General features: G+C 61.7%; 19 protein-coding genes and 1 tRNA gene. 5 read left to right on the forward strand and 15 right to left on the reverse strand.

Going from position 1 to position 19,631, the window contains the following annotated elements; all coding sequences use genetic code 11:
* The first annotated feature begins 7 nt into the window (after positions 1-7).
* Both CKW40_RS33830 and CKW40_RS33835 read left to right on the forward strand, forming a co-directional pair.
* Entirely contained in the window at positions 8-769 is a 762-nt protein-coding gene (locus CKW40_RS33830) for a response regulator (RefSeq protein WP_179298216.1), read from the forward strand.
* On the forward strand, positions 766-2,091 hold the full coding sequence (locus tag CKW40_RS33835; protein WP_095204074.1) for a HAMP domain-containing sensor histidine kinase: 1,326 nt from the start codon (positions 766-768) through the stop codon (positions 2,089-2,091). The genes CKW40_RS33830 and CKW40_RS33835 overlap by 4 nt, the downstream gene beginning before the upstream one ends.
* An 86-nt stretch (positions 2,092-2,177) precedes the next feature.
* Here CKW40_RS33835 and CKW40_RS33840 read toward each other — a convergent pair.
* A tRNA-Leu gene (locus tag CKW40_RS33840) sits at positions 2,178-2,262 on the reverse strand.
* A 187-nt stretch (positions 2,263-2,449) separates the two neighbouring features.
* Between CKW40_RS33840 and lipB the strand changes: the two genes are divergently transcribed.
* The gene (lipB, locus tag CKW40_RS33845; RefSeq protein ID WP_095204105.1) at positions 2,450-3,193 is read left to right on the forward strand and encodes a lipoyl(octanoyl) transferase LipB; all 744 of its coding nucleotides are present in this window, start codon (positions 2,450-2,452) and stop codon (positions 3,191-3,193) included.
* A 14-nt stretch (positions 3,194-3,207) separates the two neighbouring features.
* Here lipB and CKW40_RS33850 read toward each other — a convergent pair whose 3' ends face one another.
* The 7 genes from CKW40_RS33850 to proS all read right to left on the reverse strand — a co-directional run bounded on the left by CKW40_RS33850 (position 3,208) and on the right by proS (position 9,794).
* Positions 3,208-3,858 carry a hypothetical protein gene (locus CKW40_RS33850; RefSeq protein WP_143748418.1) on the reverse strand — a complete coding sequence of 217 codons (651 nt, stop codon included), beginning with the start codon at positions 3,856-3,858 and terminating at the stop codon, positions 3,208-3,210.
* Between the two features lie 174 nt (positions 3,859-4,032).
* Positions 4,033-5,283: a site-2 protease family protein gene (locus tag CKW40_RS33855; RefSeq protein ID WP_095204076.1), complete on the reverse strand. Its 1,251-nt coding sequence runs from the start codon at positions 5,281-5,283 to the stop codon at positions 4,033-4,035.
* 385 nt (positions 5,284-5,668) lie between these two features.
* A complete protein-coding gene (locus tag CKW40_RS44085; RefSeq protein WP_179298214.1) occupies positions 5,669-5,821 on the reverse strand; it encodes a hypothetical protein in 153 nt (50 codons plus the stop codon).
* Positions 5,822-6,088: 267 nt separating this feature from the next.
* Positions 6,089-6,382, reverse strand: coding sequence for a GYD domain-containing protein (locus tag CKW40_RS33860; protein WP_095204077.1), 294 nt, complete (start codon positions 6,380-6,382; stop codon positions 6,089-6,091).
* Between the two features lie 120 nt (positions 6,383-6,502).
* Positions 6,503-7,231: an ABC transporter ATP-binding protein gene (locus tag CKW40_RS33865; RefSeq protein WP_179298215.1), complete on the reverse strand. Its 729-nt coding sequence runs from the start codon at positions 7,229-7,231 to the stop codon at positions 6,503-6,505.
* Positions 7,183-8,469, reverse strand: coding sequence for a lipoprotein-releasing ABC transporter permease subunit (locus CKW40_RS33870; RefSeq protein ID WP_095204079.1), 1,287 nt, complete (start codon positions 8,467-8,469; stop codon positions 7,183-7,185). The genes CKW40_RS33865 and CKW40_RS33870 overlap by 49 nt, the downstream gene beginning before the upstream one ends.
* Positions 8,466-9,794, reverse strand: coding sequence for a proline--tRNA ligase (gene proS, locus CKW40_RS33875; RefSeq protein ID WP_095204080.1), 1,329 nt, complete (start codon positions 9,792-9,794; stop codon positions 8,466-8,468). The genes CKW40_RS33870 and proS overlap by 4 nt, the downstream gene beginning before the upstream one ends.
* On the opposite strand from proS, the gene CKW40_RS33880 reads away from it, so the two are divergent.
* Positions 9,793-10,143: a hypothetical protein gene (locus CKW40_RS33880; protein ID WP_095204081.1), complete on the forward strand. Its 351-nt coding sequence runs from the start codon at positions 9,793-9,795 to the stop codon at positions 10,141-10,143. The genes proS and CKW40_RS33880 overlap by 2 nt on opposite strands.
* Positions 10,144-10,439: 296 nt before the next feature.
* Here CKW40_RS33880 and CKW40_RS33885 read toward each other — a convergent pair whose 3' ends face one another.
* Positions 10,440-10,724 carry a DUF1467 family protein gene (locus CKW40_RS33885; protein WP_010910093.1) on the reverse strand — a complete coding sequence of 95 codons (285 nt, stop codon included), beginning with the start codon at positions 10,722-10,724 and terminating at the stop codon, positions 10,440-10,442.
* Positions 10,721-11,125, reverse strand: coding sequence for a methylmalonyl-CoA epimerase (mce, locus tag CKW40_RS33890; protein ID WP_095204082.1), 405 nt, complete (start codon positions 11,123-11,125; stop codon positions 10,721-10,723). Before mce ends, CKW40_RS33885 begins: the two co-directional genes overlap by 4 nt.
* Before the next feature lie 159 nt (positions 11,126-11,284).
* Here mce and CKW40_RS33895 point away from each other — a divergent pair, with 159 nt between their 5' ends.
* A complete protein-coding gene (locus CKW40_RS33895) occupies positions 11,285-12,148 on the forward strand; it encodes an MBL fold metallo-hydrolase (RefSeq protein ID WP_095204083.1) in 864 nt (287 codons plus the stop codon).
* 9 nt (positions 12,149-12,157) lie between these two features.
* Here the strand turns inward: CKW40_RS33895 and CKW40_RS33900 are convergent, their stop codons facing one another.
* The 5 genes from CKW40_RS33900 to nuoL are packed head-to-tail and all read right to left on the reverse strand — an operon-like array spanning position 12,158 to position 19,623.
* The gene (locus tag CKW40_RS33900) at positions 12,158-13,828 is read right to left on the reverse strand and encodes a ribonuclease J (RefSeq protein ID WP_095204106.1); all 1,671 of its coding nucleotides are present in this window, start codon (positions 13,826-13,828) and stop codon (positions 12,158-12,160) included.
* Positions 13,829-13,863: 35 nt separating this feature from the next.
* Positions 13,864-14,685 (reverse strand): biotin--[acetyl-CoA-carboxylase] ligase, encoded by an 822-nt coding sequence (locus tag CKW40_RS33905; protein ID WP_095204084.1) that lies wholly within the window; start codon positions 14,683-14,685, stop codon positions 13,864-13,866.
* Between the two features lie 4 nt (positions 14,686-14,689).
* On the reverse strand, positions 14,690-16,126 hold the full coding sequence (gene nuoN / locus CKW40_RS33910) for an NADH-quinone oxidoreductase subunit NuoN (RefSeq protein WP_095204085.1): 1,437 nt from the start codon (positions 16,124-16,126) through the stop codon (positions 14,690-14,692).
* An 18-nt stretch (positions 16,127-16,144) separates the two neighbouring features.
* Positions 16,145-17,650, reverse strand: coding sequence for an NADH-quinone oxidoreductase subunit M (locus CKW40_RS33915; RefSeq protein WP_095204086.1), 1,506 nt, complete (start codon positions 17,648-17,650; stop codon positions 16,145-16,147).
* Positions 17,650-19,623 carry an NADH-quinone oxidoreductase subunit L gene (gene nuoL, locus CKW40_RS33920; protein ID WP_095204087.1) on the reverse strand — a complete coding sequence of 658 codons (1,974 nt, stop codon included), beginning with the start codon at positions 19,621-19,623 and terminating at the stop codon, positions 17,650-17,652. The genes CKW40_RS33915 and nuoL overlap by 1 nt, the downstream gene beginning before the upstream one ends.
* Positions 19,624-19,631 lie beyond the last annotated feature (8 nt).

Below are 19,631 nucleotides of genomic sequence, written 5' to 3' on the forward strand. Positions count from 1 at the left end.
TAGTGCAATGCAGGCTGCGGCAAGCCGGATCGATTTGAACGCCGAGTTCAAATCGCCGAGGCAAGGCCCGCATATCCTCATTGTCGAAGACGATATCGAGATCGCGCGCATGCTGGGCGAAACGCTCAGCGAAAACGGCATGATCGTGGAAATCGCCGCAAACGGCGTCCGCATGAACGCCGCGCTGCGCAACCAGAAATTCGATCTGATCGTGCTCGATATCATGCTGCCGGGTGAAAACGGCCTCAGCATCTGCCGCCGGCTTCGCGCGCAGACGAACGTTCCGATCCTGATGCTGACCGCGCTTGGCGAGGAAATCGACCGCATCTTCGGACTGGAGATCGGCGCCGACGACTATGTGACGAAACCGTTCAGCGCGCGCGAACTGACGGCAAGGATAAGGGCGTTGCTGCGCCGCACGGCCTACGCTCCCGACGAACGCGACCGCACAAAGGTGCTTCGCTTCAACGGCTGGCGCCTCGATCCCGTTCGCCGACAATTGCATGATCCCAGCAATGCACGGGTTGCGACCACGACGCACGAATTCGACCTTTTGCTGGCGTTCTGCCGCAATGCGGGCCGTGTTCTGTCGCGCGAGGAGCTTCTCAGCGTCACCCATGCCGGGCTTGCCGGCCCGATCGAGCGAAGCGTCGACGTCCATGTCAGCCGGATCCGCCAAAAGATCGAAAAGGACGCGCGCGATCCGGTTCTTCTCAAGACTGTCCGGCTGGGTGGCTACATCTTCACCGCCACGGTGGAGGAAGCGTGAGGGATCTGGTCCGCCGCTTCCTGCCGCAGTCGGTGCGCGGGCAGTTCGCGGCGATCATTTTCATGGCCGTGATCGTGATCATGTCCGCCGGATCGGCCTTCGAAGGTTTGATCGAGAATGCCGACCTCCCCGTCGTGGAAGACAGCGCCAGGCGAGCTGCAATTGTCGCTGCCTTGTTGCGCCAAACACCAACCGAAGCCCGCGGCGCTGTTCTGGCCGCAGCGACACGCGCCGGCTTTGATTTCAAGATCCTGCCCAGGCAACAGATCAGCGATATTCCGGATTCCTATCTGCAATGGCGAAGCATCACATGGCTTCTCCAGATTGAGAGCGGCCCGATCCCTGGGCGCTGGATAAGGATCGGCGGCCAGTACGCGTTTGTTATCGATCTGGACCAGCAGAGCGTTCTGGCGCATTTCGGCATGCCCGATTCCTGGCTGACATCAGGCTTCGTCCGTGTCTCGTTCTACAGGTTCATGGCTTTCGTCGCGTTGCCCGTGCTGATCTGGCTGTTTGCGGTCTGGGCCGTGACGGAGCCGTTGAAGCGCATCTCGAACGCAGTGGGGGAAGCCGAGATCGAGAATGGCAACGAGCTTTTCGCCGAACGCGGCTCCATCGAAATGGTCGGCCTGGCACGCGCGCTGAACAGGATGCGAGCGCGGATCCGCACAATGATCGAAAACCGCACGCGCATGCTGCGCAGCGTCAGTCATGATCTGCGCACGCCGTTGACGCGGCTGCGGCTTCGCGCCGAGCGCATGGATGACGGCCCCGTTCGAACCGCCATATTGTCCGACGTCCGGCACATCGAGGATCTGATCGACGAGACCCTGACCTATCTGCGCAACGACGTCTCGACGGAAAAGCTGCAGCGGGCCGACATAGCCAGCGTGCTGCAAACCGTCTGCGCCGAATTCTCCGATGTCGGGTTTTCGGTTTCCTATTCAGGGCCGGACAGGCTTCTGGGCTGGTGCAAACCCAATGCGCTGGCGCGCGCCGTCACCAATTTGTGCGACAACGGGGTCAAATTCGCCGGCAATGTCACCGTCGCACTGACGCAGACCGATACGGCGGCGCGCATCGCGGTGGGCGATGACGGACCCGGCATTTCGATGACGGCGCGCTCCCGCGTTTTCGAACCCTTCTTCAAGGAGGACATGTCACGCGGCGTTGCGTCGAAGCATGGTTTCGGTCTAGGCCTTTCGATCGTCGCGGATATCATCCAGGGCCATGGCGGCAAGATCGAGTTGCACGACAACCAGCCAACCGGGCTCGTCGTTACCGTCGATCTGCCGAATGGGCCCGACGTCCAACCCTTGTAGGAGGGTCGGCGCCGTGCTCGGGGTCGATGATCACAGGATTGCCGGAGGTGATTTCAGGGCGTCCGAAGGCTTGCCTCGGAAAATACTGGTGCGGTCGAGAAGACTCGAACTTCCACGGGTTGCCCCACAGCGACCTCAACGCTGCGCGTCTACCAATTCCGCCACGACCGCACGTGGTAGGAGCCGGAACCGACCGGCTCGCGGCGTGTAGCAAATCGTTTCCGGCGAAACAAGTGCGCGGCACGCAATAATATCCGGCAATTGGCACAATGGTCCACAGGATCGGAAACCACGACCGGAACTGGACGTTTGCGCCCGATATCGCCATATGGTGTGCACAAGCGAAAAAATGAAAACCATGACAGAACGCAGCCAGATCGCCACGTCGTTCCTGCCGCTCCCCGGTTCAGCACCGGTCGAGTGGCGCATCGAGCCTGGCCTGACCGCCTATCCCGATGCGCTGGCCTTCATGGAAGCGCGGGCCGAGGCGATCCGCAGCGGGGCCGCCGGGGAAATGGTCTGGCTGGTCGAACATCCGCCGCTCTACACCGCCGGCACCAGCGCCCGCATCGAGGACCTGATCGATCCTGATCGCTTTCCGGTCTTTGCGGCCGGCCGTGGCGGCGAATACACCTATCATGGGCCCGGCCAGCGGGTCGCCTATGTCATGCTCGACCTGAAACGGCGCCGCGAGGATGTGCGCGCCTTCGTTGCTGCGCTCGAACAATGGATCATCGGCACGCTCGACGCCTTCAACGTGCGCGGCGAGCGCCGCGAGGACCGGGTTGGTGTCTGGGTGGTGCGGCCCGATCGCCCTCGCCTGCCGGACGGCTCGCCGGCCGAGGACAAGATCGCGGCCATCGGCATCAGGCTGCGGCGCTGGGTGAGCTTTCACGGCATCGCCATCAATGTCGAGCCGGAGCTCGAGCATTTCGGCGGCATCGTGCCGTGCGGCGTGCAGGATCACGGCGTCACCAGCCTCGTCGACCTCGGCCTGCCCGTCGGCATGGCCGACCTTGATCTGGCGCTGAAATCAGCCTTCGAGGATGTGTTTGGTGCAGCGACCGCCGTGCCTATCCAAGCGACACGCAAGGCCGGTTGAACTCTGATCTCGTTCTATTTTCGGCGACGTGCCCATCGAATACACGTCGACATCAATAGCGAGGAAAAACCGAGAAGCCAGTAACCAGATGATATCATTGCGCATTTCTTAAACGCGTACATATAGATGCTGTCGTGCGCTGATGGCACCTCCAATGACGGGAAATCAACCGGACCTATCGTTGCAAATGTAAAAAGAAATAGAGATCCGAATAAGGAAACGGCTGACAGATTACCAATCTTCGTGAAAGCATCTTCAATCTCCTCACGAATGAAGACCCCCCTGTCCATAATATCGTGATATAGCCTCCAGATCATCCAAATCGCCCACGACAAACTCGTCGCACCACATACCCTTATGTAAAGCAAATTGTCGTCTTTCGGAGGGCCCCAGTGCCAAAAGGCATATAAAATGCCATCAACCCACTGCGATACCAATCCTCTATCAGAAGAAAATTTGGAAGCATAATACACAAACAAAGAAATGGCGATCGGGACCCACGAGTAATGGACGAATACGCGGAGCCTATACGCCTGAAGATATGCCTGCTTCTTACTTTCATCATCTTCAGGCATTTTATTAATTTTCATGAAACCAAATATTCTATCATACTCACCGATTGGAATAGATTTCGGCTCCGATTTCAGAATTTCCTTCAAAGTCAACATGTCGCCTACAAATCTGAGAGTTTGTGTGCCCTTCGAGGTGGGTGGAAATTGAACATACAAAATCTCTTGGAAACATACAAAATCTCTTGGAAAAGACGAAATCCCGGGGAAGCGGATGATTACGTCTTTAAGCTCTCACTGCTGACACAGCTCGACGGTCGACCGGACAACTCAAAGCAGTTGTGCCGACGCCCACAACACGCCGCAGCCATGAATGGTGAACACCGCCAGCAGCGCGCCGGCGATAGCGAAGCGGTCAACGGTGCGGATCGGCTCCAACTCGTAGCGCGGCTTCACGCCGCTGCCGACAGTGAGCAGGCTGAGGATCGAAAAGACCGCTCCCGCCGCGATTAGAAAGCCGGAGGAGAAGCCTGCCTGTCGGCCAAGTGCCAGGAAGACGGAAAGCAGGAAGAACGAAGCCAGCGCCAGCGCGACCGGCCCCGGGCAGATCTGGCGCAGCACCTGGCCGCCGTCGAACTTCCACACCGGCACCAGATTGGCGATGTTGAACAGGGCCGCACAACCTGCCAGCGCCGCCAGCAGTGCGGCCGCGGCCTTGTGCCCCTCGCTACCGGCAAACGCGCTGGCGGCAATGACGATCGGCACCAGGAAGGCGGAGAAGCCTGCTCCCATCAGCGCCACGAAGGCCACTTCGAAACGGCTGTTATAGGGCCGGCCGCCAATGGCGATGCCGCCGAGCAGCGGAATGAAGATCATCCGCGCCTTGCGGTGGCCCATCAGCCGGAACGCCGCCATATGGCCAAGCTCGTGCAGAGCCACGACCGAGGTGAGGATCGCGGCCAACGCCAGTCCGCCAAGGTGAAGACCGAAGAACGGCCACAGGATCAGTGCCGACAGCACGGCAAAGCCGACCTGGCTCAGCGGATGCTCGAACCAGCCGCCCTTGCGATACTGTCCGGTTACCGCCCAACGCTGCAGCTTGGACAGCTCGCGGCGCATGGCGAAGTAACGGAACACCAGAAAGGCAGCGCCGCGGTAACGATCCGTCTGGCTGAGCGTCACCCGCGTGCCGCTGCCTTCGGAGACGAGTTCGGCGGTTTCGCGATAGTCTTTCCAGAACGAGCCATCGAGCGCGGTATCCTCGAGGACGCGCATGGCGAAGCGGCTGCCCTCGACGACGTCTTCAAACCGCGCCCTGCGCTCGATCGGCTTGCCGTCGCGGCCTTCCCACGACAGCATGATGCGAGACACACCCTCCCCGTCCAGCGGCTGCGCCGACAGGATCTCACCGGACCAGCCGGCATCGCTGCCAAGCGGCCACAGCGCCTGCCAGAGGCGATGGCGGTCCATCGCAATCACGCGGCTCATTCTGACCGTGCGCAAACCAAGCGGCACGGTCATCAAAAGAAAGATCAGCCCGAGATTGCTGGCCACCAGAATGGCCGTGACGATGGGCGACACCTGGACGTTGCTCCTGCCTTAGAGGAGCTACCCTAGCGTCGCGGCGGCAAGAAAGGTTTAACGGCGGAGCGGTTTTCGCCCGCCTGAAACCAAGGCGGCGAGAGCCGCCAAATCACATGGCGCCGATCCAGATCGCCATGGAAATGAGGAATGTGCTCATGCAAACCAGCGAGATGACATCCTGAACCAGATCGGTCATAACTCTCTCCTGTTGTTGATATGTTCGCAATTTGTTCTAATTTTGTTTCAATGTCAACGCCTGCAGAGATATGGTGATAGGACGGGAATTTGGGACGGTTAGTAAAAGGTTAACCGCTCGCTGGGAGGCGAGTGAAGCTGCTATTGACCACACCAGGCAGGCCATCCGCGAGCAGCGCCGCGAAGGTTACGATTGCGGGCAGCCACAGACTTCCCGGTTGGAGCCCTGCACGCACCGGTATGAACCGCCATGCGGGCAACCGAAGATCAATGAATAGACGGTCGCCAGGATGGCGACCAGGAACAGCAACGCCGCAACCCCGAGAATGATCTTTTTCACGGCCGCCTCCGACCAGCGAGAGCCCGGGAACGTACCATGCCGAAGCGGTTCGAGATCACGGCAAGCGTGGTGGATGGCGCACCTCGCCCTTGGTGATCTCAACTCTGCGGCAAGCGATCTTCTCGCCCACAGTTGGGCCGTTCCCGATGGTCCGGAAATCGCAACTGCGATTGCTGCCATTAAGCCCGCTGCGGGCGGGAAGCCTCCAACGCACCTTGGTGTGAGCCGCGGTGACTAGCCGGGATGGCGTGAATGCCTACGCTCCAGTCAGGCCATCTTTGCCATTATCTTGGTCATATCTGCCGTGTCGAACGCCCTCAGTGTCTGAGTTCTGATGTTACCTTGCGACGCTATCGACAGGGCTAGTGCGGTCGCAGCAATGTCGTCGTCTGCTTCGGCAATCGCCACGACATCATGCTGGCCAAGCGTCCACAACAGGGTGTGGACCTTGACACCGCTTTTGCTGGCCATCGCCTTGAAGGCCTCAGAACGCTTCTGAGTATCCTTTACACTCCTGATACCTTGATCTGTGAAATTCGACAGCAGCACGTAATAAGCCATTTGTTCCTCCCACAATAGGGAGCGGGCGGGCACTCACGGCGCGTCCGCCGTCTCCCAGAGCCTACGATAACACGAGCCGGATGTGCGAACCACAGGCGGCCAGACACGCCATCGCGCAGCCTACAATGGGACAACCTTGCCGTCGGCCAGCGTGACGCGCCGGTCCATGCGCGATGCCAGTTCGTGATTGTGGGTGGCGATCAGCGCCGCGAGGCCTGACTGTCGCACCAGCGCCTCCAGCGCTTCGAACACATAAGAGGCGGTGACCGGATCGAGATTCCCGGTCGGCTCGTCGGCCAGCAGAACCAGCGGCGCATTGGCGACCGCACGCGCTATTGCCACGCGCTGCTGCTCGCCGCCCGACAATTCGGCCGGCCGGTGCGAGGCGCGCTTGCCGATCTGCATATAGTCGAGCAGTTGCGCCGCGCGCTCCGCCGCTTCCTTGCGCGGCAGCCCCTTGATCAGCTGCGGCATCATGATGTTTTCCAGCGCGGAAAACTCCGGCAGCAGGTGATGGAACTGGTAGACGAAGCCGACATCGTTACGGCGAATCGAGGTGCGCTCGTCGTCGGACAGCCGCCCGCAGGCCCGGCCGGACAGGATCACGTCGCCGGCGTCGGGGCGTTCCAGCAGCCCGGCCGTGTGCAGCAGCGTCGACTTGCCGGTGCCCGACGGCGCCACCAGCGCCACCATCTCGCCGCGCTTCAACGAGAAATCGGCGCCGTTCAGAATGGTGAGCTTGCGCGGCCCCTGGACATAGTGCCGCTCGACGCTCTTCAGTTCGATAATGACCTCGGCCACTACTCGTACCTCAAGGCTTCGACGGGATCGAGGCGGGCTGCCCGCCATGCCGGAAACACCGTCGCCAGGAAGGACAGGCCGAGCGCCATGATGATGACATAGGTCGTCTCGCGCGGATCCATCTTCGCCGGCAGCTGGCTGAGGAAATAGAGCTCCGGGTTGAACAGCACCTTGCCGGTCATCCAGGAGAAGAACTGGCGGATCGATTCGATGTTGGTGCAGATGACGACGCCGAGCAGCACGCCGGCGAGCGTACCGGTGACGCCAATCGCCGCCCCCGTCATCAGGAAGATGCGCAGGATGGCGCCCCGGGAGGCGCCCATGGTGCGCAGGATGGCAATGTCGTGCCCCTTGTCCTTCACCAGCATGATCAGTCCGGAAATGATGTTGAGCGCCGCCACCAGCACGATCAGCGTCAGGATCATGAACATGACGTTGCGTTCGACCTGCAGGGCCGAAAAGAAGGTCTCGTTGCGCTGGCGCCAGTCGACCATGTCGATGGGCCGTTGCGCCGCCTCCTCCACCTTCGGTTTCAGCGCGTCGACATTGTCGGGATTGTCGACATAGATCTCGATGGTCTGCGCGCGGCCATCCATGTTGAAATAGAGCTGCGCTTCGGAGAACGGCATGTAGACGATGGAAGTGTCATATTCCGACATGCCGACTTCGAAGATCGCCGCGATCTTGTAGCCTTTCATGCGCGGCGTCGTGCCGATCGGCGTGACGTCGCCGTCAGGAGAGATCAGCGTAATGGTGTCGCCGAGCGTCAGGCCGAGATTCTCCGCCATGCGCTTGCCGATGGCGACGCCCTCGCCCGAGTCGAAACCGGCGAGCGAACCCTGCTTGATGTTGTTGGCGACGATGGCGATCTTGCCGAGATCTTCGCCGCGTATGCCACGCACCAGCGCGCCGGTACCGCCGCCGACATTGCCTTGCGCAAGCACCTGGCCGTCGATCAGCGGGATGGCGTATTTGACGCCGGGCACGCCGTTGATGCGGCCGGCGACCTGGGCGTAGTCCTCAAGCGGCGAATCGAGCGGCTGCACGATCAGATGGCCATTGACGCCAAGGATGCGCGTCAACAGTTCAGCGCGGAACCCGTTCATCACGGCCATGACGACGATCAGCGTCGCCACCCCCAGCATGATGCCGAGGAAGGAGATCGAGGCGATGACCGAGATCACCGTCTCCTTGCGCCGCGAACGCAGATAGCGCCAGGCAACCGTGCGCTCGAAGAAGGAGAACGGGCCGGCGCCCGCCGATCTTGTCGCCGCCGCCTCGCTCATGCGGCGGCACCGAAGCGTTTTTTCGCATCGGCGATCGGCAGCGTTTCGCGCTCACCCGTCTTGCGATTCTTGATCTCGACCTCGCCGGCAGCCACACCGCGCGGCCCGACGATCACTTGCCAGGGCAAGCCGATCAGGTCGGCGGTGGCGAACTTGCCGCCCGGCCGCTGGTCGGTGTCGTCATAGAGCACATCCTTGCCGGCGGCGGTGAAGGCGGCATTCAACTCTTCGCTGATACGGTCGCAGTCGGCGTCGCCCACTTTCATGTTGATCAGGCCGATGTCGAACGGCGCCACGGCGTCGGGCCAGATGATGCCGTTCTCGTCATGGCTGGCTTCGATGATCGCAGCGACCAGCCGCGATGGGCCGATGCCGTAGGAACCGCCGGAGGCGAAATGGTCCTTGCCGTCCGGTCCGGTCACCTTGGCGCCCATCGGCTTGGAGTACTTCTCGCCAAAGTGGAAGATGTGGCCAACCTCGATACCGCGTGCCGAAACCTTGTCGCTCTCGGGCACCTTTTCCCACGCCGCCTCGTCATGCATCTCGTCGGTGGCGGCGTAGGGCGTCGTCCACGTCTTGACGATATCGGATATCTCGCCGTCATTGGCGAAGTCGGTACTGGCGCCGGGCACGGCTAGCGAAAGATAGTCACGATGGCAGAAAACCTGGCTTTCGCCGGTGTCCGCCAGGATGATGAATTCATGGCTGAGGTCGCCGCCGATCGGCCCGGTGTCGGCGCGCATCGGAATCGCCTGCAGGCCCATGCGCGTGAACGTCCTGAGGTAGGAAACGAACATCCTGTTGTAGGCCGCCCTCGCGCCCTCGAAGTCGAGGTCGAAGGAATAGGCGTCCTTCATCAGGAACTCGCGCGAACGCATGACGCCGAAGCGTGGCCGCACCTCGTCGCGGAACTTCCACTGGATGTGGTAGAGGTTGAGCGGCAAATCCTTGTAGGATTTCACATAGGCGCGGAAAATCTCGGTGACCATCTCCTCATTGGTCGGACCGTAGAGCATGTCGCGGTCCTGGCGGTCCTTGATGCGCAGCATCTCCTTGCCATAGTCGTTGTAGCGACCGCTTTCGCGCCACAGATCGGCCGACTGGATGGTCGGCATCAGGATTTCCAGCGCACCGGCGCGGTTCTGCTCCTCGCGGATGATCTGGCAGACCTTGTCCAACACACGTTTGCCAAGTGGCAGCCAGGAGAAGCTGCCCTGCCCCTGCTGGCGGATCATGCCGGCACGCAGCATCAGCCGGTGCGAGACGATCTCGGCCTCACGCGGATTTTCTTTGAGGATGGGCAGGAAATAGCGCGACAAACGCATGGACTGGTCCGTGAATGAGAACGGCCACGCCAGAATCGGCGCGACGCAGGCTTGCTTGACCCGGCTTCATAGCCATTTCATGGCGGAATGGAAACCCGGACATGGCGGCACATCAGTGCGTTGCGGCCCGGAATCCTACGGTTTCCAGGATCAGCCGCGCCGGCGATTGAGCATAGCGAACGTCTTCGGACTTGGCCGCCAATTCTTTGCGCGCGTCAATTCAGGACATGTCGCAAAGGCTCCGTGGTCGTTTCGAAAGCAAAGCATGCCATACTATTGTGCAGTGCAGCACGAGAATGCCTGTTTCGAGGCAAAATTCTTCGTGACATTTTCATTCGGCTTAGGCTAGTGTGCCTCGATAACCGAGAGGGCGGAGAAAAATCTGCTCTCCTACGCGGTCAAAGTCTTGGGAGGATGCGATCTAGGCGCGGTTACTCGCTGCCGCCGGAAACCGGAAACAGATCGGACGCGTTTAATTGCAAGGCCTCGTGCCTTGCATTTTTTTTGTGCAATCATCTGGTTAGCGCGGCGAGTTGCCACGGTGCATGACCTTGCGTCAACAGGCGTACGGCCGCGAGATGTGGTGGCATTTTTGATCCCTGCCCGCAGCGCTCCAATGCGGCAGGAGCGCCCTCGCCGGACGATCTACTTTGCCGGCGTCTGGCCGAAATCCGGCACGATGTGGGGGATGTCGTTGAGGCTGTATCCCAGCCCGTGCGTCAGGCCATAGAAAATGCCCATCAGAATCGCCGTGGCGATGGTGGTGCGGATCACGGCGCGCAGCATGTGCGGCCCGCGCGGCGCGCTTGGGACCGTGCCCAGCGTCACGTCGTGATCGTCGTCCTGTGTGCGGACGCTGAACGGCAGCACGGCAAACAGCACCACCCACCAGGTCGCGAAAAACAGGGCGGTAAACGAAACCCAGCTCATGATTGCTCCAGTTCGATCAGCGTGCCGAAGAAATCCTTCGGATGCAGGAACAGCACCGGCTTGCCATGCGCGCCGATCCTGGGGTTGCCGTCGCCCAGCACGCGGGCGCCCGAGGCCTTGAGCTGATCGCGCGCGGCCAGGATGTCGTCGACCTCGTAGCAGAGATGATGCATGCCGCCGGACGGGCTCTTCGCCAGGAAAGCGGCGATCGGCGAGCCCTCGCCCAGCGGTTCCAGCAATTCGATCTTGGTGTTGCCGACATTGACGAACACCACGGTGACACCATGCTCGGGCAAAGCCTGCGGCTCCGTCACTTCGGCGCCAAGCGTGTCGCGGTAGGCAGTAACGGCAGTGGTCAGATCCGGCACCGCAAGTGCGACATGGTTCAGCCGTCCGAGCATGTGCGCGCTATCTCTCCTCTGTCCAATGGCTGGCGTCATACGTCAAATCGGCTGAGATCAACAGCCATTCGCGAAGCGCGCACTGTCGCACTTTGGTGGACATTCTCGCGAATCACGATCGAGGCTGGTCCGCCCGGCAACCGCAAAGTACAAACGGCAATGTCTTGCATCCGCCCCGCCCGCGCCCGCGTTTTCAGCTTCGATCTCGGATCATTCAAGATTGCCGCCTTGCTCGACGCTGTCGATATCAGAGACAATCTTGCATCGGCCTTCGCAGCCGGACAGCCGCCAGCCGCCGTGCTCGAACTGGCGGTCTCGAACTTCATCGACCAGGATCGATACGAACATTGTTTCATCCCGACGCTGATCGACACCGGTTCCGAAAAGATCCTGTTCGACACCGGATGCGGGGATGAGGGCAGCTCACTGCTGGACTGTCTGCAGGACCTTGGGCTCGGGCCCGATGATATCGACGTGGTGGTCATCACGCACGGGCACCCAGATCATATCGGTGGGCTCATCAGGAATGGCGAACCCGTTTTCAGCCGGGCACGCTATGTATTCGGCGCGGCTGAATTCGCTTTCTGGACCGAGGGAACCGCGGTCCGTGAGGCCAGGTTGGCCAACCGTGATCTGTTCAGGCAGATTTGCACCGGGCTGGCCGATCGGGCAACATTCATCGCGCCCGGAGATGAGGTTCTGCCGGGCATTACCGCCATCGACGCGTCAGGTCATTCCCCCGGTCTCCTGGCATTTCTCGTCGAAAGCGACGGCCAGAAATTGCTGATCTGGTCGGATGCGTTCCTGCACTATGTCGTGTCCATCCAGCATCCGGAATGGCATGCCGATTTCGATGATGACAAGGAGCAGGCGGTCGAGACCCGCGAGCGCCTGCTGAAGATGGCCGCCGAACAGCGCCTGCTGGTCGCCGGCCACCACATGCCATTTCCGGGCCTGGGCTACATCGAATCGGCGAACGGTTCTTTTCGCTGGCTTCCCGTCAGCTATCAGCTGAACGTCTAGCTCCCGCCCTCACCTGGTGACGAAAACCGTCACCAATGGTTTCTTGCCCCAGGCTTCGTTGGCGGCGCCGCGCACCGCGCGCCGCACTGCCTCCTGCACCAGGTCGAGATCTTTGCGACGCTGGCGGGGAATCGAATCGACCGCGCCGACCGCCGCATCGATCATCAAATCCTCCAGCGTCTCGCCGCTGGCATCGGCCTCGGCGACGCCGATGGCGACCAGGTCTGGGTCGCCGGCGAGCTCATATTTGTCGTCGAGCACGACATTGACCGCGACATGGCCGGCAAAGGACAGTTTGCGCCGGTCGCGAATGCCCATCGCCTGGTCGGTGCCGATCAGATTGCCGTCCTTGTAGATGCGGCCGAACGGCACCTGGTCGATGATGGTGGCAGGACCGGGAGCGAGCCGCAGCATGTCGCCGTCACGCACCTGCGCCACCTGGCCGATGCCGGAGGTCGACATCAGCGAGCCCTGTGCCACCAGATGCGCCGCCTCGCCATGCACGGGAACACCGATCTGCGGGCGTACCCATTCATACATTTTGCGCAGTTCGCTGCGCCGGGGATGGCCGGAGACATGCACCAGGGCGTCGCCATCCTCGATGATCTTGATGCCAAGATCGATCAGGCGGTTCTTGATCTCGAGGATCGCCTTCTCATTGCCGGGAATGGTGCGCGAGGAAAACACCACCGTGTCGCCCGCCGTCAGCGACACCGACTTCATCTCTTCGCGCGACAGTTTCGCCAGCGCCGCAAGCGGCTCGCCCTGGCTGCCGGTGCAGATGATGACGAGGTTTTCGCGCGGGATGAAGCCGAAATCTTCCTCGGCGATGAATTCCGGCAGGCCGTCCATATAGCCAAGCTCGTCGGCGACATCGATGACCCGCTTCAGCGAGCGGCCGAGCACCAGGCACTGGCGGCCGGCGTCGCGCGCCGCCTTGGCGATGGAGACGATGCGCCCGACATTGGAGGAGAAGGTTGTGACGGCGACCCGGCCGACGGCACTCTGGATGACGCCCTTGAGCCCCTCACCAACCGCCACTTCCGACGGCGATTCCCCTTCGCGCAGCGCATTGGTCGAATCGCAGATCAGCGCCAGCACGCCCTTGTCGCCATAGGCCCTGAAACGCGCCTCGTCGGTCTTGGGTCCGATCGTCGGTTCCGGATCGATCTTCCAGTCGCCGGTGTGGATGACGGTGCCGGCCGGCGAGGTGATCGCCAACGACATCGGCTCAGGGATAGAATGCGCCACTGGAATGGCTTCGATCTCGAAGGGGCCGACGGTGAATTTCTCGCCCGCCCGGTAGATCGTCAGCGGGATTTTCGGTGCGCCCTGCTCGCCCTGCCGCTTGGCTTCCAGCAGCCCGGCGCTGAACGGCGTCATCCACACCGGCGCCTTCAGCTTCGGCCAGGTGTCGAGCAGCGCGCCGTAATGGTCTTCATGCGCGTGGGTGATGATGATGCCGCGCAGATTGGCGAGGTTCTCCTCGATGAAGCGCGTATCGGGCAGCACAAGGTCGACGCCGGGCAGGCTGGCATCTGGAAAGGTGACGCCGACATCGATGACGATCCATTCGCGCGCGCTCGGCGGGCCGTAGCCGTAGAGGGCGAAGTTCATGCCGATCTCGCCGACGCCGCCGAGCGGCACGAAGACGAGTTCGGCGTTTTCCGCTTTCGCCATGATTTTTCCCTTCCTGGCCCTTGAGGCCAAGCCCATTATACCCGTGCGGACGCCACCGCGCCGAAATGCACATCGCCGGCGGCGATCGTCAGGACAGTCCCCTCATCGTCGCGGATCACGAAACGGCAGTCCTCGTCAATGGTCTCGAACACCCCACGCACTACATTACCGTCAATTCTGACAGCAACCTCGCCGCCAAGCCCCGCCGCGCGCGCCAGCCAGCGCCGCCTGACAGCGGCAAGGCCGCGCCCTTCATCCCACAGGCGGGCATTCTCGCTCCAGGCATCCGACAGCGCCAGGAACAGCGTTTCCGCATCGCATGTCGCGCCGAGCGCGTGCAGCGATGTCGCGGGATAAGGCAAATCCGTTGGATGCGCCACCACATTGACGCCGATGCCGACCGCCACCGCGAAACGGCCGCCATCCAGTATCGCCGACTCCAGCAGGATGCCGGCGAGCTTGGCGCCTGAAGCAAGCACGTCGTTCGGCCATTTCAGCTCGAAACGGTTTTGTCCCTGGCTTGCGCCGTCGAGGCCGATTGATATGCGGCCCTTCGGCACCACGGCATCGAGCGCGTCGGCAAGCGACAGGCCGGCGACGAAACCCAGCGTCGCGGCAAGGCGAAGCTCACCGCCAGTGACGACGAGCAAGGTCGCGGCCAGATTGCCTTCAGGCGACACCCAGGCGCGGCCGCGCCGGCCACGCCCGCTTTCCTGTTTTTTGGAAACGACCCACAGCCTGCCCGGGTCGCCTGCCCTTGCATGGTCCAGCGCCACCGTGTTGGTGGAACCGATACTGTCATGGGCCTCGAGCCGGAACCCTTCCGACGCCGAGGTTGGAGCCAGCCGAAATGCCATCCCGTCAGAAAAATGTCTTGGCGGCGGCTTCGGCATAGGTACCGATCGGCCCGCCGATCAGCACATAGAACAGCACGAAGGCGCCGGAGACGCCGAGCACGAGGCGCAGTTCACTGGCCATCGGTACGAAGCCGCCGACCGGTTCGTCGAACCACATGATCTTGATGATGCGCAGATAGTAATAGGCGCCCACCACCGAGGCCAGCACGCCGATGATCGCCAGCGCGTAGAGGTTGGCGTTGATGGCTGCGAGGAAGACGTACCACTTCCCCCAGAAGCCGGCGAGCGGCGGGATGCCGGCCAGCGAGAACATCAGGATGGTGAGAATCGTCGCCATGATCGGATTGGTCGAGGCAAGCCCGGCCAGGTCGCTGATCTGCTCGACATTGCCTTCCTTGCGCCGCATGGCGAGGATGAAGGCGAAGGTGCCGAGCGTCATCACCAGATAGATCAGCATATAGATCGCAACGCCGCGCACGCCGGCCTGGCTGTTGGCGGCAAGACCGACCAGCGCGTAGCCCATATGGCCGATCGAGGAATAGGCCATCAGGCGCTTGATGTTGGTCTGGCCGATCGCGGCGAAGGCGCCGAGCGCCATCGAGGCGATAGAAATGAAGACGATGATCTGCTGCCAGTCGGCGGCGATCGGCTTGAACGCGCCCATGGTGACGCGCACGATCAGCGCCATCGCCGCCATCTTCGGTGCCGCCGCCAGGAAAGCCGTCACCGGCGTCGGCGCGCCCTCATAGACGTCGGGCGTCCACATATGGAACGGCACCGCCGAGATTTTGAAGGCAAGGCCGGCCAGCACGAAAACCAGGCCGAAGACGAGGCCGAGCTGGCGTTCGCCGCTGCCGAGTGCTGAGGCGATCTCCTGGAAGCCGGTGTTGCCGGTGTAGCCATAGACCAGGCTGATGCCATAAAGCAGCATGCCCGACGACAGCGCGCCAAGGACGAAGTATTTCAGGCCGGCTTCAGTAGAACGCAGATTGTCGCGGTTGATCGCCGCCAGCACGTAGATTGCCAGCGACTGCAGTTCGAGCCCGAGATAGAGCCCGATCATGCCGTTGGCCGAGATCATCAGCATCATGCCGAGCGTGCACAGCAGGATCAGCACCGGGTATTCGAATTTGTCGAAATGCTCCGCCTTGGCAAAGCGCATCGACATGATCAGCGTCACCGCCGAGCCGACCAGCGCCAGCACCTTCATGAAGCGGGAGAAGGGATCCTGGATGAACGCATTGCCATAGGCGCTGCCCAGCCCGGTGGAAAAGATCAGCCAGGCGCCGGCGACCACCAGCACGGCCACGGCAAGGCCGGTCACGGTGTTGGCGGTGTTGGCGCGCGAATAGGCGCCGACCATCAGCAGCGCGAGCGCGCCGATGGCAAGGATCAGCTCGGGCGTCGAGAGCGACAGGCTGGAGAGAAGGTCCGGCGTCATGGTTCGCAAAACCTCTGGTCAGTTCGCCGCCGCGGTCTGCGCGGCGCCGATGGATGCGGTGACATTGGTGACGAGCGACTTGACCGATTGGGCCGTCGCATCGAAGACGGGAGCGGGATAGACGCCAAAGAAGATGACCAGCACGACCAGCGGGTAGATGATGAACTTCTCGCGCGGCGACAGGTCGAGCAGGTTCTTCAGGCTGTCCTTGGTCAGCGCGCCGAAAATCACCCGGCGATAGAGCCAGAGCGCGTAGGCCGCCGACAGGATGACGCCGGTGGCGGCGAAGAACGCCACCCAGGTGTTGACCCGGAACACGCCAAGCATGGTCAGGAACTCGCCGACGAAGCCGCTGGTGCCCGGCAGGCCGACATTGGCCATGGTGAAGACCATGAACACGGTGGCGTATTTCGGCATGTTGTTGACCAGCCCGCCATAGGCGGCGATCTCACGCGTGTGCATGCGATCATAGATGACGCCCACACAAAGGAACAGCGCGCCCGACACGAGGCCATGGCTGAGCATCTGGAAGATCGCGCCCTGCACGCCTTCCTGGTTCATGGCGAAGATGCCCATGGTGACGAAGCCCATATGGGCGACAGACGAATAGGCGATCAGCTTCTTCATATCCTCCTGCATCAGCGCCACCAGCGAGGTGTAGATGATGGCGACGACCGAGAGCGTGAAGACCAGCGGCGCGAACATTTCGGATGCCAGCGGGAACATCGGCAGCGAGAAACGCAGGAAGCCGTACCCGCCCATTTTCAGGAGAATGGCGGCCAGGATGACCGAACCTGCCGTCGGCGCCTCGACGTGGGCATCCGGCAGCCAGGTGTGCACCGGCCACATCGGCATCTTCACCGCGAAGGAGGCGAAGAAGGCCAGCCACAGCCATGTCTGCATGTTGGCCGGGAAGCTGTGCGTCAACAGCGTCGGTATGTCGGTCGTACCGGACTGGTAGAACATCGCCATGATGGCGAGCAGCATCAGCACCGAACCGGCGAGCGTATAGAGGAAGAACTTGAACGAGGCGTAGACGCGCCGCTTGCCGCCCCAGACGCCGATGATGATGAACATCGGGATCAGACCGGCTTCGAAGAAGACGTAGAACAGCACGATGTCGAGCGCGCAGAACACGCCGATCATCAGCGTCTCGAGCAGCAGGAAGGCGATCATATAGGCCTTGACGCGCTTCTCGATCGCTTCCCACGAGGCCAGGATGCAGAGCGGCATCAGGAAGGTCGTCAGGATGACGAACAGCATGGAAATGCCGTCGACGCCCATATGGTAGGAAATGCCGGAGTCGAGCCAGGCGAATTTCTCGACGAACTGGAAGCCGGCCTGCGAATTGTCGAAGCCGGTCCAGATGAACAGCGAGATGATGAACGTGGCCGTCGTGGTCAACAGCGCAATGGAGCGGATGTTGCGGCGCGCGTTTTCGCTGTCATCCCTGATGAACAGGATCAGCAGCACACCAACCAGCGGCAGGAAGGTGACCAGCGAGAGGATTGGCCAGGCGGTCATCAGAGCATCATCCAGGTGACGAGTGCGGCAACGCCGATCAGCATGGCGAAGGCATAGTGGTAGAGGTAGCCGGTCTGCAGCTTGACGACGCGGTTGGTGACATCGACGACGCGCGCCGAAATGCCATCCGGCCCGAGCCCGTCGATAATGGTGCCGTCACCGGTCTTCCACAGGAAATGGCCAAGGCGCTTGGCCGGGCCAACGAACAGGAAGTCGTAAAGCTCGTCGAAATACCACTTGTTGAGCAGGAAGGCGTAGAGACCGCGATTCTGCTTCGCAAGGGTCACCGGCATTTCCGGCGAGCGGATGTAGAACTTCCAGGCCAGCGCGAAGCCGATCAGCATGGCGATGAAGGGCGACAGTTCGACCCACAGCGGCAATTCGTGGATCTCGTGCAGGATGTGATTGTCCGGCAGTGTGAACAGCGACGCCTTCCAGAACTCGGCATAGCCCTCGCCGATGAAGGAATTGTGGAAGATGATGCCGGCAAACAGCGCCCCGGCGGCCAGCACGAACAGCGGCACCAGCATCACCGGCGGCGATTCATGCACATGGTGCATCACCTCATGGCTCGCCCGCGGCTTGCCGTGGAAGGTCATGAAGATCAGGCGCCAGGAGTAGAAGGAGGTGAAGCAGGCGGCGATGACCAGCAGGATGAAGGCAAAGCCAGCAACCGAGTTATGTCCGGCAAAGGCGCTCTCGATGATGGCATCCTTGGAGAAGAAACCGGCAGTGCCGATGACGGTCACCGGAATGCCGACGCCGGTCAGCGCCAGCGTGCCGATCACCATCATCCAGTAGGTGGTCGGGATCAGCTTCCGCAAGCCACCCATCTTGCGCATGTCCTGCTCGTCGGAGACGGCATGGATGACCGAGCCCGAGCCGAGGAACAGCAGCGCCTTGAAGAAGGCGTGCGTGAACAGATGGAAGATCGCCGCACCGTAGGCGCCGACGCTGAGCGCCACGAACATGTAACCGAGCTGCGAGCAGGTCGAATAGGCGATGACGCGCTTGATGTCGTTCTGGACGAGACCAACGGTTGCCGCGAAGAAGGCGGTGAAGGCGCCGATGAAGGTCACCACGGTCAGCGCCGAATGCGACAGTTCGAACAGCGGCGACAGCCGTGCCAGCATGAACACGCCCGCCGTCACCATGGTGGCGGCATGGATGAGCGCCGAGACCGGCGTCGGGCCTTCCATGGCGTCCGGCAGCCAGGTGTGCAGCGGCACCTGCGCCGACTTGCCCATGGCACCCATGAACAGCAGCAGACACACGACGGTCATCGCCGTCTGCTTGTCCAGCGCATGGCCGAGGAAGGTCAGCACGGCCGCACCTTGCGGCGCGCCTTCAGCCGGGATGAACGTTGCTGCGTTGGCGAAGATGGTGCCGAGATTGACCGAGCCGAACAGCACGAACAACCCGAAAATGCCGAGCGCGAAGCCGAAATCGCCGACGCGGTTGACGACGAAGGCCTTGATCGCCGCGGCATTGGCCGACGGCTTCTTGTACCAGAAGCCGATCAGCAGATAGGACGCGAGGCCCACCCCTTCCCAGCCGAAGAACATCTGCACGAGGTTGTCGGCCGTCACCAGCATCAGCATGGCGAAGGTGAACAGAGACAGATAGGCGAAGAACCGCGGCCGGTTCGGATCGTGGTGCATGTAGCCGATTGAATAGATGTGAACCAGCGCCGAGACGGTGTTGACCACCACCAGCATCACCACCGTCAGCGTGTCGATGCGCAGCGCCCAGGATGCTTCGAGCCCGCCGGACTGGATCCAGCGCAGCACCGGCACGACGAACACCTCACCATGGCCGAAACCGACGCTGAAGAAGGCAACCCACGACAGCACCGCCGAAATCACCAGGAAGCCGGAGGTGATGTATTCGGATGCCTTGGCGCCAAGCGACGTGCCGAACAGGCCGACGATCAGGAAGCCGAGCAGTGGAAGGAAGACGATGGCTTGATACATGGTGGTTC

This window comes from Mesorhizobium carmichaelinearum, from assembly GCF_900199455.1.
In the GTDB taxonomy this organism is placed as follows: domain Bacteria; phylum Pseudomonadota; class Alphaproteobacteria; order Rhizobiales; family Rhizobiaceae; genus Mesorhizobium; species Mesorhizobium carmichaelinearum.